The 16062-nt window shown below is 49.5% G+C and carries 12 protein-coding genes; 6 read left to right on the forward strand and 6 right to left on the reverse strand.

Annotated elements, in window-relative coordinates; genetic code table 11:
• Positions 1 to 5: 5 nt before the first annotated feature.
• Positions 6 to 2465 (reverse strand): bifunctional aspartate kinase/homoserine dehydrogenase II, encoded by a 2460-nt coding sequence (metL, locus tag A5320_RS04380; protein WP_082971526.1) that lies wholly within the window; start codon positions 2463 to 2465, stop codon positions 6 to 8.
• A gap of 5 nt (positions 2466 to 2470) precedes the next feature.
• Positions 2471 to 3781 (reverse strand): cystathionine gamma-synthase, encoded by a 1311-nt coding sequence (gene metB, locus A5320_RS04385; RefSeq protein ID WP_068061416.1) that lies wholly within the window; start codon positions 3779 to 3781, stop codon positions 2471 to 2473.
• A 184-nt stretch (positions 3782 to 3965) separates the two neighbouring features.
• Between metB and metJ the strand changes: the two genes are divergently transcribed.
• Positions 3966 to 4301: a met regulon transcriptional regulator MetJ gene (metJ, locus tag A5320_RS04390; protein WP_068061418.1), complete on the forward strand. Its 336-nt coding sequence runs from the start codon at positions 3966 to 3968 to the stop codon at positions 4299 to 4301.
• Positions 4302 to 4423: 122 nt separating this feature from the next.
• Here metJ and A5320_RS04395 read toward each other — a convergent pair whose 3' ends face one another.
• Together A5320_RS04395 and rpmE are read right to left on the reverse strand one after the other, a co-directional pair.
• Positions 4424 to 5665, reverse strand: coding sequence for a malic enzyme-like NAD(P)-binding protein (locus tag A5320_RS04395; protein WP_068061422.1), 1242 nt, complete (start codon positions 5663 to 5665; stop codon positions 4424 to 4426).
• Positions 5666 to 6245: 580 nt separating this feature from the next.
• Positions 6246 to 6458 carry a 50S ribosomal protein L31 gene (gene rpmE / locus A5320_RS21620; protein WP_082971527.1) on the reverse strand — a complete coding sequence of 71 codons (213 nt, stop codon included), beginning with the start codon at positions 6456 to 6458 and terminating at the stop codon, positions 6246 to 6248.
• Between the two features lie 227 nt (positions 6459 to 6685).
• Between rpmE and priA the strand changes: the two genes are divergently transcribed.
• The 5 genes from priA to A5320_RS04420 all read left to right on the forward strand — a co-directional run bounded on the left by priA (position 6686) and on the right by A5320_RS04420 (position 11996).
• The gene (gene priA, locus A5320_RS04400) at positions 6686 to 8875 is read left to right on the forward strand and encodes a primosomal protein N' (RefSeq protein ID WP_068061427.1); all 2190 of its coding nucleotides are present in this window, start codon (positions 6686 to 6688) and stop codon (positions 8873 to 8875) included.
• Positions 8876 to 9005: 130 nt separating this feature from the next.
• Positions 9006 to 9536, forward strand: coding sequence for an SPOR domain-containing protein (locus tag A5320_RS04405; RefSeq protein WP_068061429.1), 531 nt, complete (start codon positions 9006 to 9008; stop codon positions 9534 to 9536).
• A 215-nt stretch (positions 9537 to 9751) separates the two neighbouring features.
• Positions 9752 to 10270 (forward strand): ATP-dependent protease subunit HslV, encoded by a 519-nt coding sequence (gene hslV / locus A5320_RS04410; protein WP_068061431.1) that lies wholly within the window; start codon positions 9752 to 9754, stop codon positions 10268 to 10270.
• Positions 10271 to 10281: 11 nt separating this feature from the next.
• Complete coding sequence (hslU, locus tag A5320_RS04415; RefSeq protein WP_068061432.1) at positions 10282 to 11613, forward strand: HslU--HslV peptidase ATPase subunit; 1332 nt, start codon at positions 10282 to 10284, stop codon at positions 11611 to 11613.
• A 14-nt stretch (positions 11614 to 11627) separates the two neighbouring features.
• A complete protein-coding gene (locus A5320_RS04420) occupies positions 11628 to 11996 on the forward strand; it encodes a gamma-butyrobetaine hydroxylase-like domain-containing protein (RefSeq protein ID WP_068061435.1) in 369 nt (122 codons plus the stop codon).
• 71 nt (positions 11997 to 12067) lie between these two features.
• Here A5320_RS04420 and A5320_RS04425 read toward each other — a convergent pair whose 3' ends face one another.
• Together A5320_RS04425 and A5320_RS04430 are read right to left on the reverse strand one after the other, a co-directional pair.
• A complete protein-coding gene (locus tag A5320_RS04425; RefSeq protein WP_082971529.1) occupies positions 12068 to 13918 on the reverse strand; it encodes a methyl-accepting chemotaxis protein in 1851 nt (616 codons plus the stop codon).
• Positions 13919 to 14044: 126 nt separating this feature from the next.
• Positions 14045 to 16042 (reverse strand): putative bifunctional diguanylate cyclase/phosphodiesterase, encoded by a 1998-nt coding sequence (locus A5320_RS04430; protein WP_068062959.1) that lies wholly within the window; start codon positions 16040 to 16042, stop codon positions 14045 to 14047.
• Positions 16043 to 16062: the final 20 nt, after the last annotated feature.

Raw genomic sequence — 16062 nt, forward strand, 5'->3', positions numbered from 1 at the left:
AAAATTTAAGCGCGCTCATTGGCCCAGGCTGCGGCCTGCGCTTGTGAATGGCGGGCAGCTTTGGCAGCCGCCATTTGTTGACGGGCTAAAATAGCCAAATCTGCATGAATACCACCGGCCGTCACCAACCGACCTGCGCCAGGACCTTTCAGCACTAGCGGATTGGCCTGATACCAATCAGACTCAATTACAAAGACGTTATCACAGGCCTGAATAGCAGCCAGCGGATGGTCCGGTGCCACACTTAACAGTTGCACATTGGCCTTTGGCCCTTGCGCAGTGACCGTCAATGTCGCGACATACCGCAGTACTTGCCCGGCCGCTTTGGCCTTGGCAAAAGTCGCAGCGACCGCACTGTCCAACTCATCACGTTTTAACCAGAACGCGTCCCAGCTACCTTGCTCAAGACCTTCCGGCAACAATGGGTTAAGTGCTATATCGTTGATATCCAAAGTTAAACCCAGCTCCCGCGCCAGCACCAGCAACTTGCGCTGTACATCTTTGCCGGATAAATCATCGCGTGGATCAGGTTCAGTCAGACCTTCGGTCTGCGCTTGTTTTACAAATTCTGAAAAAGGTGCTCTGCCGTCGTACTTGCATAACAACCAGGACAAAGTGCCTGAGAAAATGCCACTGATTTGCCGGATACGATCGCCTGAGCTTTGCAGTTCCTGCAAAATCCGTTGTACCGGCAAACCGGCACCGACGGTGGTATTGGCCAGCCAGCTAACTTGCTGCTCGGCTACTAAAGCGCTGATCTGCTGATATTGCGCCAGCGGCAAAGTTACACCTTGTTTGTTGGCACTGATCAGATGGCAACCGGTCTGCACAAAATCGCCATAACCTTCAGCAAAAGTTTTGCTCGGCGTGATATCCACCAGCACTTTTGGATTTGGCAACGCTGCTAAATAATCCAGCAATTCCTGTTTCTGATAAGCCGGTGCTGTTGCTAACTGTTGTGGCCAGTTTTGCACCGTTAAATCATCACTAAAACAAGCCTGGCGGGAATTAAACACGCCTGCCAGTTTCAGTTCAATCTGCCCGGCAAACGCTTGTTGTTGCTTGCCAAGTAACGCCAGGAACTCCGAACCCACGTTACCGGTGCCTGCGACGACCACATTCAAACGAACCTGAGATGGCAATAACAACTGGTGAAACTCGGTCAGTTCGCGCGCCGATAACGGTGGCTGAAATAACCACAATGCCAGTTCACTGTTTTCAAAACTAAAAGCCGGTTGTTGCCGCTCCAGCCAATGCGCCGCTTGCAACGATAATTGCTGTTGTTGCTTGGCGGCCGGTTTGACCCAGGCAATCGCCTGATATTGGGCGCTGCTGACCCTTGGGTAAATCTGTTGCTGGCCTAAAAAGCTCAACAGTGCATCCAGATTTTTCTGCTCCACCACCCAGCTTTGTAAATCACCAGGCACGGCAAACACGGTGCTTTGCAATGCTGCGGCAGCTTGCTCAGCAGCAATTTTGCTGTTTTTGGGAATGTTGACCAACACCACATCGGCTAAATCAGTGACAAACTGCACTTCAATTGCCGCCTGGCGGCTGACCCGACAACCCGGTTGCTCCGGCTCGTAACTACTGCGTACCACCAGTTCGGCGTTGAAGTCGGCCAGTGGGCTTAAAGTTTTTGCATGTAATACCGGATTTCCCAGCTGCGCTAATGTAAGGGCTTGGGCAAACGGCACTTGCCGGTAAGCATGGGCCGACGGCACTTTACGTGGATCGGCGCTGTAAATGGCATCAACATCGGTCCAGATATTGACGGTTTGCGCCAAGACCAGCCGGCCGACAATAGTCGCCGAATAATCACTACCGTTGCGGCCAAGGGTGATACTTTTACCATCGACAGTGCGGGCAATAAAACCGGTTACCACGTTAAAACCTGGCTGTACTAGTTGCTGCAATAACTCCGCTGATTGCTGCCATTGTACTTGCTGGCCATCCAGGCGCAGGAAATCACGGGCATCAATGGCCGTAGCCTGCTGACCACGATCCTGCAATAAATGACTGAGCAAAATTGTCGACAGCTTCTCGCCAATCGCCAGCACATCATTATACCGACCAGTTTGCGCCGCCACCGGCACATCCGCCAACCAGCTGTTCAGTTGATTCAGCACCAAAGGCGCCGTCGCTGCTGATAAAGTGCGGGTGACCAATAACCGTAATTGCTGCGAAAGTGCCTGCCAATGTTGCTCAAGCTCGGTTTGATCGGCGGCAACGTCCAGCAATGCCAACAATGCGTCGGTGGTATCACCGGGCGCCGACACCACCACCCAGGCAGACGCTTGCGGCTGCGATAACAAAATATCCGCTACCGCATGAAAACGTTCGGCCGAAGCTAAACTGCTGCCACCAAATTTATGCACCACCAGCGCAGAGGCCGCAGCTGTTGCAGAAAAGGTTGTTGCAGGAAGCTGTATTGAAGAAAGCTGGGTTGAAAATTGTACTGCCATCACACTCACCAAAAAGCGGCCAGAGCCGGGTTTAAACGAAATTCTTGTTGCGATTGCGCTGCGGGAACAGCAGCATTCGACGTGGTCGCTGCCGGCGCAGAGGTTGTTACAGCGGCGGTCGCAGTAGAAACCAGTGTCACGCCATCGGCCAACATCGCCTGCTCTACCGCAGCAAAGGCCTGGGCTAGATCCGCCAGCAAATCGCGGCCATCTTCAATACCCACTGACAAACGAATTAAAGTCGGCCCCATGCCTGCGGCTTTTTGCGCTGCCGCATCCATTGAGGCATGCGTCATCGTGCCCGGATGGCAAATTAAACTTTCAATACCGCCAAGCGATTGCGCCAGCGTGAAACATTGCAGCGCATTAAAAAACACCGGCAAATACGCTTCATCAGCGGCCAAATCGAAGCTGACCATAGCGCCAAAACCGTTTTGCTGCGCTTTGGCAATGGCGTGGCCCGGATGGTCTTTCAGCCCCGGATAATAAGTTTTTGCCACCAGTTTTTGCTGCTGTAGAAAATTCACGATAAGCGTAGTGTTTTCCAAATGCGCTCTCATCCGCGGCAATAAAGTGCGGATACCGCGCAGCACCAGGTGCGCGTCAAAAGCACCACCGGTCAGGCCTAAACAGTTAGCCCACCATTTCAGCTCATCACCGGTGGCCTGATCTTTGGTAATGAGTGCGCCACCAACAATATCGCTGTGACCATTCAGGTATTTGGTGGTGGAATGCACCACGATATCGGCGCCAAGTTGCAACGGTTGTTGCAGCACCGGTGATAAAAAAGTGTTATCGACCACCACCAACGCCGCCAAAGTTTTTGCCAACTCGCAGACCGCTTTGATATCGGTAATTTGCAGCAACGGGTTACTGGGTGTTTCCAACCAAATCATTTTAGGTTTAGCATCTGCAATCAGTTCCGCCCAATTGTCTTGCTGGAAATTCACAATCACCACTTTAAAGGCTTGTTTGCGATTGGCCAGATTGGTGAACAATCGATAGCTGCCACCGTAACAATCGTGTGGGATCACCAAGGTGTCAGCAGGTGTTAATAGCTGCAGCGCCAACACACAAGCGGACATCCCGGTGCTGGTCACTAAACCCTTAGCACCACCTTCTAATTCAGCTAAGGCATCACCGAGCAAATCACGGGTTGGGTTGTTCGAACGCGAATAATCATACTTGCCAGGCTGCTTAAAAGCCTTGAGTTCATAAGTTGAAGTTAAGTACAAAGGCGGCGTCACCGAACCATAGGCCGGGTCCTGAGCAATGCCGGCGCGGGCAGTAATAGTGGCAGAATGGCGGGTTGACATAATTAACCTCAGACTTATATAGGCGTTTAGACGTCTAAAAGTATACTTCCGAAAAATAAGAAGTCAAAACATTTAGACGTCTGTAGTGATTATTTCTTGCGCATTGTTTGTGTCCCATCGTATAAAGAAGTAAAATTCCGGCCCAAAATGCGCTACGCAACTAAAAACAAATCAAGGTACAACTATGGCTAAGTGGAATGGTGAATACGTTCATCCGTATGCAGAACATGGCAAAAAATCAGAACAGGTGAAAAAAATCACCGTTTCAATCCCGCTGAATGTATTAAAGGTGCTGACTGATGAGAGAACTCGTCGTCAAGTCAATAACTTACGTCACGCCACCAACAGCGAATTATTATGTGAAGCTTTCCTGCATGCATTTACCGGTCAGCCACTGCCAGCAGATGAAGATTTACGTAAAGACAATGTGCATCAAATTCCGGTCGAAGTACGTAACATTCTGACCAGCATGGGTAAACCAATTCCAGTGATCCAGGAAGCCGACTCCGACGAGGAGTAAACTGTCGCACTAAGCTGTATTTCAAGCGTCAGTTCAATATTTACAATAATTATAAAATCAACAGAAAGCAAAAACCCGCCGATTGGCGGGTTTTTTATTATTTTTCAACAACTTTGATGCAGTTACTGCATATAATTTGCAGGCATTTCAATCCGTGCCACCCCCGAAGCTACCGCTGCGTCGGCCACTGCTTTGGCGACCCGTGGTAACAAGCGTGGGTCCATCGGTTTAGGAATAATGTACTCTTTGCCAAATTCCAGGCTCGCAACTTGGGAAGCAATTAATACCGATTCCGGCACCGGCTCTTTGGCGATGCTGCGAATAGCTTGCACTGCCGCCACTTTCATTTCGTCGTTAATCACGCTGGCCCGCACATCCAAGGCGCCGCGGAAAATAAACGGGAAACACAATACGTTATTCACCTGATTCGGATAATCCGAACGACCAGTCGCCATGATTAAATCCGAGCGTACTGCATGCGCCAGTGCTGGTTTGATTTCCGGATCCGGGTTAGAACAGGCGAAAATCACTGGTTTATCAGCCATCAACTTCAGCGCTTCCGGCGGCAGTACATCTGGCCCGGACACGCCGACAAACACATCAGCTCCTTCCAGTGCATCTTCCAAAGTGCGTTTATCGGTGTTATTGGCAAACAAGGTTTTGTATTTATTCAAATCGTCGCGACGGGTGTGGATCACCCCTTTGGTGTCGAGCATATAAATGTATTCGCGTTTCGCGCCGCACTTAATCAACAACTCCATACAGGCGATGGCGGCAGCGCCGGCGCCCATACAGACGATGGTGACTTTGCCGATTTCTTTACCCTGAATTTCCAGTGCGTTCAAAAGACCAGCGGCAGTGACAATAGCGGTGCCGTGCTGATCATCATGAAATACCGGAATATTGCAGCGTTTAATCAGCTCTTTTTCAATTTCAAAACATTCAGGTGACTTAATATCTTCGAGGTTAATACCGCCAAAAGTGTCTGCAATATTGGCGACGGTATTAATAAATTCTTCGGTGGTGCGATGGGTGACTTCAATATCAATCGAGTCCAGATTAGCAAAACGCTTAAATAACAGAGCCTTACCTTCCATCACTGGCTTAGAAGCCATGGGCCCTAAATTACCCAAACCCAATATTGCCGTACCGTTGGTGATCACCGCCACCAGATTGCCTTTGGCGGTGTATTTGTAAACATCATCCGGATTGGCGGCTATTTCCCGCACCGGCTCTGCCACGCCTGGGCTATAGGCCAGGGCTAAGTCTTTGACGGTTTCGGCTGGCTTACTGATCTCAATGCTGATTTTGCCTGGCTTAGGTTCGGCATGATACCGCAGTGCTTGTTCTCTGAAATCTGACATGGTAAGAGGTCCTGACGCTGAGCCCTGTGTGGGCTTTTGTTGTACCCTTCATCCTTGAAGATTCGGGGTGTATTTGCCAATCTTTGCGCTGTAGGGCGAAAAGCCGCTCATTCTAAAGAGCAGAGCGCGCTATGCAAATCAATAACTTGCTGATCGTACCACTGTGCCGAAGCGGCATCACCGCAGCGGCTGGTCGAAGTTTGCGCAGGTCAGTTATAACAAGTTTTCTGCAGCCCGCCAATCCCCTGACGAGCCACTCATCTGACCAGATGGTGAGCTAGCTGATAATGATGCAACAAAACTGAATAGCCGGTTAGATATCCAGCCAGCTAAAACAAGAAATTATGCAGCAGTGCATTGAAGGTTGTTTTGGTAAAAGTTATATAAATGAAGTGGTTACCGATACAACATGAGCGTAAAAATAATGCATATCTACAAAAGCGATTATGCAATGAAAATAATTTTAGCAGATAGCGATAAGTTTGAATTCTGAACCTTGACGAGCGGAAAATTTTGTAAAGCCAGAATGCAAAAAAGGCACCCAAGGTGCCTTTTTAACTGTCTTACGACGGAAGCCGGATTATTTGGCGCCCAGTACTGCAAAACGTTTTTTGAAGCGGTCAACACGACCACCTACGTCCAGAACTTTTTGCTTACCAGTGTAGAACGGGTGGCAAGCTGAGCATACGTCCAAGTGGATGTCTTTGCACAGTGCTGAACTAGTTTTGAATGCATTACCGCAAGTACAGGTTGCAGTGATTTCTTTGTATTCCGGGTGGATACCTGGTTTCATGGCTTACCTCGTTGGGCCGTATCGCAATCTGATCAGTCTTGCTGTCAAACACCATACGTATTTCAGTTAAATTAGGGCGCGAAGTTTAATAGATAAGTTTGGCTTATTCAACTAAAAGATCGCTCTACGCTTAAAGCGCGGCAAGGCCAGCGCCTCAATGGAAAAACTCCTGTTCAGAGCCGGACCGAGTTTGTACACTGAAGCCTGTTTACTGCCGGGATCTACCAGTGCCAATTCTACGTGTCGCCTTACCGGTGCCTTTGCGCCAACATTTTGATTATCAAATGGAAACTGACGAAAATATCAGCGTCAGTATTGGCTCACGGGTATTGGTGCCCTTTGGTAAACGGCAGTTGGTGGGGGTGGTCTGGCAAATTGACCCGGCCGACAGTTTTGCAGATGCACAGCTAAAGCCAGTAACACAATTGCTGGACCCTGTTCCGGTATTAGGCTCGATACTGCGTGATTTACTCAGCTTTGCCGCTGATTATTATCACCATCCGCTCGGCGATGTGTTGACCAGCGCCCTGCCCGCCTTATTGCGGGAAGGCCGGCTCCTCACTCAAGAAAAACAAAAACTACTACAACTGACCGCAGAAGGTCAGGCTTGCAGCGATACGCTGTTTAAACGCTCCGCCAAACAACTCGCGCTCTGGTTACAGCTAAAGCAAACGGCCTTAGCAGAAGCTGAGGCTGTCAGCGAATTTAGCCGCGCCACCTTGCAACAACTAATCGACAAAGGCATCGCTGAACTTATCAGCCAACCTTTTACTCCCTTTGAATATCAACCAGAAAAACAAAAACCATTGCCATTAAACCCGGCGCAAGCACTGTCGGTAACGGCCGTGGTACAGGCGCTTGGGCGTTTTGAACGGTTTTTACTTGAAGGTGTCACCGGCTCTGGCAAAACTGAAGTGTATCTGCAGGCTATTCAGCCAGTGCTCGCCAAAGGCCAACAAGTGTTGGTGCTGGTGCCGGAAATTGGCCTGACGCCACAAACCTTAGCGCGGTTTGAAAAAAGGTTCGCCGTGCCGATGCTGACCTGGCACTCAAATATGACTGACCATGAACGGCTGCGCTGCTGGCAACGTAGTCAAAGTGGCGATGCGGCTATTGTGATCGGCACCCGTTCAGCGCTGTTTTTGCCTTTTCGCAATTTAGGCTTGCTGATTATTGATGAAGAGCATGATCAGTCGCTGAAGCAACAAGATGGCTTTCGTTACCATGCGCGCGATCTGGCAGTCAAACGCGCAAGTTTAGAGCAGTGCCCGATTTTGCTCGGCTCAGCCACACCGAGTCTCGAGTCATTGTACAATGTGCAGCAACAGAAATTTATCCATCTGCAGCTGCCGGAACGCGCTACCAGTCAGCAAGTACCCAAAATTGAACTGCTTGATTTAAAACAGCAAGTTCTGAAAAATGGCTTGGCCGACGGAACCTTGGCGCAAATCCGGCAGACGCTAAAACGCGGCCAGCAGGTGATGTTGTTTCTCAATCGCCGCGGTTTTGCACCGGCACTGATTTGCCACGAGTGTGGCTGGTTGACCGAATGTTTGCATTGCAGCGCTTTTACTACCTACCACAAACAAAGCCGGCAGCTGATTTGTCACCACTGCGCCGCCACCAGACCTGTACCGCATCAATGTGGCAACTGTGGCAGCACGCAACTGGCGCCGGTTGGACAAGGCACCGAGCAGCTGGAAGAACAGCTGGCAAGGCTTATTCCGGAGTTTCCGATTACCCGGCTCGATCGTGACAGCACCCGACGTAAAGGCAGTCTGGAAGCGCATTTGGACATGATCCACAGCGGCACGCCGCAATTGATTATCGGCACCCAGATGCTGGCGAAGGGGCATCATTTTCCGGCGGTAAGTCTGGTGGTAGTGGTCGATGTTGACGGCGCTTTATATAGCAGCGATTTTCGCGCGTCCGAACAGCTGGCGCAGTTGCTGACTCAGGTGTCGGGTCGGGCTGGCCGGGGTGATGTCGCTGGTAAAGTGTTGCTGCAAACCCATTACCCGGGTCATCCATTATTGCAGGACGTGATCCAGAACGGTTATCACTCTTTTGCCAGAAGCGCCTTGCTTGAACGCCAGCAAACCAGATTGCCGCCTTATCAGCACATGGCAATGTTTCGCGCCGAAGCTTTGGATTCTGCGGTATGCGAGCTCTGGCTGACATTACTGCAGCAGCACACAGCGCAGCAGGCGCAACTAGCACCGCTGCAATGGCTGGGCCCCGTCAAAGCACCGCTGGAGAAAAAAGCCGGTAAATTTCGCTGGCAGTTACAATTATTTAGTCCGGATCGCAAAGCCTTGCATCAATTGTTAGCATCGCTGATCCAGCTTATTCAGGGGTCTGCGCTGAGTCGCAAACTGAAATGGCAACTGGATGTGGATCCGCTGGACTTAAGCTAACATTTTTGTAAAACCAGCAGTGCCAAGGCCGGAATAACCCACAATAAGCCCAAGGTTAAGGGTGTCATTTCGGGCAGTTTTCAGTAGAATGCGATATGACCTGTAAAAAAGTGTGATTTAAAACTCCGTTATGCCGCAGCAAGATTATGTCAAAGCCGCCCGACCGGCGCCCCGCTCCAGAAACAAAGCCAAGGCTCCAGCGCCGATCCCGAAATTATTAATTGCTGCAGTTTCGGTGTTACTGATCATTTTTGGTTATTTCTTGTGGCACATTTCGCATCGGCCAGGTGCTGAAACGCTGGCCGAACAAGCCAAAGCAGCGCAACCGGCGCCAGCAGCCGTCCAGGACGAACTGCCGGCCAAGCCATCAAAAGAGCCTTATACCTACATCAAAGAGCTTGAAACCAAAGAGATTCAAGTGACCGCTGACGAGCTTGATGCGAAAAAACCAGCAACTCTTTATTGCGGAGCTTTTAAAGATCTGAACAGCGCACAGCAGCTGAAAGCGAAAATTGCTTTTGCTGGTATTACATCAACCATCAAAGAATCTTCCGGCAAACACCGGGTGGTGGTTGGCCCTTACACCAGTCGTCGGCAGGCACAAAACGACAAAAACATGCTGAAACGCAGCAAAGTTGCTGATTGTTGGATGCCACTGTAAGTCTTTGTTTACCCTAAATATCACCGTCAAAATTCAGTTGGCGGTGATGCTGCTTTCATCCAGCGTCCTATTAGTCGGTGGATGGTAAATCCGGCCAATTTCACCAACCCTGCTTTACCACCTTGAAAACCCACCCCTGCACCCTTATTTCAGTTAGCAGTGTTCCGCATACGCGGGTGTCTGTGCACCCAGGCGTTTTCCGATAAAGAGATGTCATGACTACAATCGTTTCTGTCCGCCGCAATGGCCACGTCGCTTTAGGCGGTGATGGTCAGGTCACCCTTGGCAATACCGTGATGAAAGGCAATGCCCGTAAAGTGCGGCGTTTATATCACGGTAAAGTGCTGGCTGGTTTTGCCGGCGGTACCGCCGATGCTTTTACCTTATTTGAACGTTTTGAGGCCAAGCTGGAATTGCACCAAGGCCATTTGATGCGCGCTGCAGTCGAACTTGCTAAAGACTGGCGCACCGATCGCATGTTGCGAAAACTTGAAGCCTTATTAGCCGTGGCAGATGCCAACTGCTCGCTGATCATCACTGGCAACGGCGATGTGATTCAGCCAGAGCAGGATTTAATCGCCATTGGTAGCGGTGGCCCTTTTGCCCAGGCGGCTGCTACCGCCCTGTTGCAAAACACCGAACTCAGCCCGCGTGACATCGTCGAAAAAAGCTTAACTATTGCTGGTGATATCTGCATTTACACCAATCAACAGCACACTATTGAAGATTTATAAGAAGGTCCGTTATGTCTGAAATGACGCCAAGAGAAATCGTCCACGAACTGGACCGCCATATTATTGGGCAGCAAGATGCCAAACGTGCGGTGGCCATCGCACTGCGTAACCGCTGGCGCCGGATGCAGTTGGATCCGGCCTTACGCCAGGAAGTCACCCCAAAGAACATTCTGATGATTGGCCCGACCGGTGTCGGTAAAACTGAAATTGCCCGTCGTTTAGCAAAACTGGCCAATGCGCCTTTTATTAAAGTCGAAGCCACCAAATTCACTGAAGTGGGTTATGTCGGTAAAGAAGTAGAAAGCATCATCCGCGACTTAACCGACAGCGCAGTCAAAATGGTGCGGGAAACTGAAGTAGCGAAAAACCGCTTTCGCGCCGAAGAAGCGGCGGAAGAACGTATTTTAGATGTGTTATTGCCACGCGCCAAAAACAGCTGGGGCGAAGCTGAGCCTTCAGACACCGACAACCACACCCGGCAAATTTTCCGCAAAAAACTGCGTGAAGGTCAGCTCGATGACAAAGAAATCGAACTGGACTTAGCCATACCGGCGATGGGCGTCGAAATTATGGCACCGCCGGGCATGGAAGAAATGACCCAACAGCTGCAAAGCATGTTTCAGAACATGGGCTCGGACAAAACCAAAAAGCGCAAACTGAAAATCAAAGACGCGCTGAAGCAATTGGTCGATGAAGAAGCCGGCAAGCTGGTCAATCCGGAAGAGCTCAAAGCAAAAGCGTTAGAAGCTGTTGAGCAAAACGGTATTGTGTTTATCGATGAAATCGACAAAATCTGTAAGCGTGGTGAAACCTCCGGCCCGGACGTGTCACGCGAAGGGGTGCAACGCGACTTACTGCCGCTGATTGAAGGTTGCACCGTTAATACTAAACACGGCATGGTGAAGACCGACCATATTCTGTTTATCGCTTCGGGCGCTTTTCAGATGTCAAAACCATCGGATTTAGTGCCTGAACTGCAAGGCCGTTTGCCGATCCGCGTAGAATTACAAGCATTAACCGCTGCTGATTTTGAACGGATTTTAACCGAGCCGAAAGCTTCGTTAACGGAGCAAACCCGCGCTTTACTGGCGACCGAAGGTGTGGTGTTGTCCTTTACTGCGGATGGTATTTCACGGATTGCCCGTGCTGCCTGGCAAGTGAATGAAAAAACTGAAAACATTGGCGCACGGCGGTTATATACGGTGATGGAACGGTTGCTGGAGCAAGTGTCGTTTGAAGCTTCGGACCACGCTGGGCAACATGTCGTTGTCGATGCTGACTATGTCGACAGCCATCTCGACGCATTAGTGCAGGATGAAGATTTAAGCCGGTTTATTCTGTAAATAGGAACATGCTGATGCATCAAGTCACCAAACTGCATTACCACCAAAAATCTAAACTGCTGGACGTGCTGTTTAAAGATGACATCAGTGCCAGTTTTAGCGCGGAAATGCTGCGGGTGTTGTCACCTTCAGCCGAAGTACGAGGCCATGGCAAACCAGTGCTGGTCAGCCATAAACGCGATGTCGGCATCAAGCAGATTTTGCCGGTAGGTTTATATGCAGTGAAATTGGTATTTGATGACGGTCACAATACCGGCATTTACAGCTGGCCGTATTTACGGCAGTTACATGAAAACCGTGAAGCTTTATGGCAGGATTATCTGAAGCGGCTGCAAGACGCCAACAGTAATCGCGAACCTACGCTGAGTTTCCGTCAGCTATAAAAACTAAAGAAAAAGCCCCGTATAGTTGCGGGGCTTTTTGCTTCATACAGCTGCCGGATAGACGTTTTAGATTAAGCCTTAAACCGGTCCACCGTGTGATGTAACCGGGCTGCCTGCGCCGCCACTTCTTCGCTGATTTGCGCATTATGCTGGGCAATCACCAAAGACTCCTGCGAAATATCACGAATCCGCACTACGTTTTTATTCACTTCAGAAGCGACATGACTTTGCTCTTCAATTGCCGTCGCAATTTGCGTGGTCATGTCCATAATGGTACTGACATCCAGCGTAATGGCCGACAACAACTTACTGGCCATCCCGGCCTGTTGGACACTGCTGGTGCCCTGTTCACGGCAGCTATTCATCGACTGCACTATGGCTTTGGTGCGGCTCTGTAAGCCAGTGATGATTTGTTCAATTTGCCGGGTCGATTCGGCTGTGCGCTGTGCCAGACTTCGCACTTCATCAGCGACCACGGCAAAACCACGGCCTTGTTCGCCAGCCCGGGCTGCTTCAATCGCTGCATTAAGTGCCAATAAATTGGTTTGTTCGGCAATACCGCGAATGACATCAAGTACCGAACCAATGGTAGTACTGTCTTTTTCCAATTCGCCCATCACTAACGCTGCTTGTTCTAAGTCCGCAGACAAGCTGCTGATCCTGGCCACTGTTTGCTCAACTTCTTTCATACCATGACTGGCATTGCGATTGGTCGCTTCAGCTTTGTTGGCTGTGTTTTCGGTATTGTTGGCAATTTCGTCGATGGTGGCGCCCATTTCGGTGACAGCGGTAGCCACCATGTCACTTTCCATTTGTTGTTGACCCATGCCGCGACTGGTATCAGCGGTAGATTTAGCCAGCTCTGCGGTCGCCACATCGAGCATTTCGAGCGCTTGATTGACACTACGTACTAAGTCCTGAAAGTCACTCAGCATATGGTTAAAATCAGTGGCAAGGGCCGTCATTTCATCATTGCCCTGCACCTCGACTCTTTGCCGGAAATCGTTGTCGGAGCGGATCAGTCCGATGGTCCGACAAACATTGGTGATCGGCTGCACGATACTACGGCTGGTTAGCATCACCAGAATCAACACGGACACCAGCACAAGTACAAACAACGCGAATGCGATGCTTTGGGTCATTTGCACGGCGGTATCAACTGCTTTTTCAGCGTCTTGCGACATCCGCTGCAAACTTTGTTCTGTTTCATGGATGGCAGAACGCATTTGTTTCATCACGCCCTGTTCCTGATCCAGTCCTATTGCTTGTTGCCCTTGTACCAGCGCGACAAAAGCCTGTTGGTATGCAGCAGCGGCTTGTTGTAATGCGCTTTGATCTAACATGCCATTAAACCGACTAAATTCAGCCTGAAATGCATCCAGATACTTTAGATCCAGTCGCAACATAAAATCTTTTTCGGCACGGCGCAGCTGCAACAAACTCACCAGCATTGCATCATTTTGCACTTGTTTAAATTGTTGCTCCAACTCATGAGCGGCTTTGCGTAAGCCGCCATAAAGGCCAGACTGAGGATCCAGCCCAACCTGCTGCCACAAGCTGACGGCCTGATCAAACTGCTGCTGATATGCTTCAGTTTGACGGGCAAAATCGTCCAGCGGCGCAGTATCGATATCAGCGTCTTGCAGACCTTGTTTTAAGTGATTGATATGGCTTTGTAGTTCTTTAAATACCTGATGGTATTTTTCCTGATAAGACAATTCACGGCGCATTAAAAAGTCTTTTTCATGGCGCCGCAGGGTGAGTACATCGGTTTGCAGAGTCGCAATATCAAGGCGAAGCGCCGATAAATTGCTTTGTTGGCTGCTTTGATAAATCAACAGCAACAACATGATCAACATCGCCACCCCAACCGCAATGGCATTGATTAACAGACGCTGTTTGATTGAAAAATTTCGTAACATAACCAAGCCCAATTAACGGATATGAACGTTAAGCATAGGAAATAAATAATGAAATGGCGAACAGAGAGCTGTGAAAATACCTTCGATAATCTGAATTCCCGATCCAGGGAACTCAGTCTAATCAAGCTAATTATTCTTTAGCAGTGCTAATGCCTGTAGTTCAGGCAAAGGTTTGGCAATCAGGTAGCCCTGTACTGCATCACAAGCCATATGTCGCAGTAGACCCAGCTGATTTTCATCTTCCACCCCTTCGGCCAGAATACGTTTGCCAAGACCATGTGCCAGCGTAATCATGGTTTTGACAATCATCATATCTGAGTCGCTGCTCGCCATATCAGTGATAAAACTGCGGTCGATTTTGATTTTATCAATCGGCATTTTGCGCAAATAACCCAACGACGAATAACCGGTACCAAAATCGTCAATCGACACCCGGATCCCCATCTGCTGCAGTTCAGTGACAAAGTTGCTGCCTTTTTCCATATCGCCCATCGCAGTATTTTCGGTAATTTCCAATTCGAGCATAGTGGAAGGCACCTGATACTTCTGCAAAAGCTTTTGAATATTCTGCTTTAAACCATCTTGTTCAAAATGGATGGGCGACATATTCACCGCTACCGGTGTCAGAATATTCTGACTTTTCCAGCGACCTAAAGTAGCCACAGCTTTATCCAGAATTGCCAGATCCAACCTTTGACTCAATCCAAGCTGCGCCACGGCCGGTAGAAATTGCCCCGGCATCTGTAGTCCACGTTGTGGATGTTGCCAGCGCACCAAGGCTTCAAAAGCGTCAATCCGTTGTTCACGCAGATTAAATTGCGGCTGGAAATATAATACAAACTGATCTTGTTCGATGGCAGTAATCAGCTCTTTTTCCAGCAGTAATAACCGGGCAGACTCTTCTTCCATCCCACTATGATACTGCACCCAGCGTTGTTGCTGTCGTTTCGCCTGGTGAAAAGCAATGTTGGCTTTTTGCAATAAAGTTTCGGCGTTGCTGGCGTGATCCGGACTCATCGCCACGCCCATACTGGCGGTAAGTTTCAGCAAAGAAGATTCAAAACTAAAAGGTTTTTCTATCTGTTGTTCAATATGTTGCAGGCTGAATTGCCGTTGTTTTTCGGTTTGGACATCAGAAAGAACCAGCGCGAAAATATCACCACCGGTGCGGGCGATAAAAATCGGTTTTAAGATACTGGCTTCAAATCGCCGGGTGACTTCACGCAGAATGCGGTCCCCTTGTTTTAAACCGACCGATTCGTTAATCGTTTTAAAGCGGTCGAGCCCCACCATAATCAACAGCAAAGGCTCTGGATGATGCAACATCAGCTGATTCAAATCCTGCAATAAAGCGTCACGGTTCAGCGCGCCAGTCAGATGGTCGTGGCTGTCCAGATAACGGGTTTTGGCTGTCAGGTGCATGTTCGCCGTGCGTTCGTCTTCCTGCAACCAGATGATCAAACCCAAGCCAAGAATGGTCTGACAAAACAGTTCCAGATGTTTGCTAACAATCACCACCCGGTCAAAGGTTTCGCCAGTACCCAGCCATACCGATACCAGCGCCACCAGCACAAATTGAGCCCCCCACAGCAAGACGCTGCTGGCGACCAATTTGGTGACAAAGATTTTATTCTGCAGCGAAAACAACCAGATGCCGGCAACTAACAAAGCGGAACCAATAAACAACAGCCGCAGGTTAATTTGCAGATAGAGTTTCCACGGGTTTTCATGGCTATCAAAAGCAAACACAGCTACAGAAAACAAGGCGATCAGCCCCACCAGCCATAGCAACTGATTCACCGTGCGTGATGGAATGCGTTCAGTGGTCACCGCCTCCCGGACGCCGACCAACACCCAGATAGCGAAGGCATAACAACTAAAAATATAACTGAATTCAAAGGCCAGCCGCAGGACCCGCCAATTCTGGTTATTGCCCCCTATAGTGCTGTAACCGGTCAGGCAAATCACATACGCTGCAAACACCAAAAAGGCTACCGACCAGGATTTCAGATAATGACGTTGGTAAATGCGGTAAAAGTGCCACAACACCAGACTCAACACTAAGGCCAGCCCGGCTTGGATCAGGAACAACGACAATCTGGCCAGGATGAGTTCTGTACTCAAGCAATTTTCCCTAATATATG

Source organism: Rheinheimera sp. SA_1 (assembly GCF_001669775.1).
In the GTDB taxonomy this organism is placed as follows: Bacteria; Pseudomonadota; Gammaproteobacteria; order Enterobacterales; family Alteromonadaceae; genus Pararheinheimera.

Excerpts from the sequence above, each read along its gene's own strand:
- metL (WP_082971526.1), bottom strand. The coding sequence starts at position 2,465 with ATGGCAGTACAATTTTCAACCCAGCTTTCTTCAATACAGCTTCCTGCA.
- metB (WP_068061416.1), bottom strand. The coding sequence starts at position 3,781 with ATGTCAACCCGCCATTCTGCCACTATTACTGCCCGCGCCGGCATTGCT.
- metJ (WP_068061418.1), top strand. The coding sequence starts at position 3,966 with ATGGCTAAGTGGAATGGTGAATACGTTCATCCGTATGCAGAACATGGC.
- A5320_RS04395 (WP_068061422.1), bottom strand. The coding sequence starts at position 5,665 with ATGTCAGATTTCAGAGAACAAGCACTGCGGTATCATGCCGAACCTAAG.
- rpmE (WP_082971527.1), bottom strand. The coding sequence starts at position 6,458 with ATGAAACCAGGTATCCACCCGGAATACAAAGAAATCACTGCAACCTGT.
- A5320_RS04405 (WP_068061429.1), top strand. The coding sequence starts at position 9,006 with ATGCCGCAGCAAGATTATGTCAAAGCCGCCCGACCGGCGCCCCGCTCC.
- hslV (WP_068061431.1), top strand. The coding sequence starts at position 9,752 with ATGACTACAATCGTTTCTGTCCGCCGCAATGGCCACGTCGCTTTAGGC.
- hslU (WP_068061432.1), top strand. The coding sequence starts at position 10,282 with ATGTCTGAAATGACGCCAAGAGAAATCGTCCACGAACTGGACCGCCAT.
- A5320_RS04420 (WP_068061435.1), top strand. The coding sequence starts at position 11,628 with ATGCATCAAGTCACCAAACTGCATTACCACCAAAAATCTAAACTGCTG.
- A5320_RS04425 (WP_082971529.1), bottom strand. The coding sequence starts at position 13,918 with ATGTTACGAAATTTTTCAATCAAACAGCGTCTGTTAATCAATGCCATT.